Annotated in this window: 1 pseudogene; it reads right to left on the bottom strand. The window is 79.7% G+C overall.

The window, feature by feature from the left end:
- Nucleotides 1–261 (bottom strand): annotated as a pseudogene (locus tag KVS67_RS12200) (epimerase); the annotation flags it as partial.

A 261-nucleotide genomic window follows, 5' to 3' on the forward strand; every position in this document is an offset into this window, starting at 1 on the left:
GCGCGGGGCCGGGGTGTCCATGATGGGCGCTGCCGCGGCCATGCCCCCCCACCCCGGGTCGGTGGGCTGCAGCCGTGCCCGGTAGGCCAGCGCCGCGGCCGCCCGGAACAGGCCCACGGGCAACTCCAGGATGCGGCGCGCCCCGAGGACGGAGCCCATGGTGTGCGCGTCCAGCACGGGGTCGGCGGCCACACTGAAGGCCCCGCCCCCCCCGTGGGCGATCACGCGCCAGGACGCGTCCGCCACGGCCCGGGCCGGGAG

Origin of the sequence: Micrococcus sp. GbtcB5, from assembly GCF_019091605.1 — a bacterium.
In the GTDB taxonomy this organism is placed as follows: domain Bacteria; phylum Actinomycetota; class Actinomycetes; order Actinomycetales; family Micrococcaceae; genus Micrococcus; species Micrococcus luteus.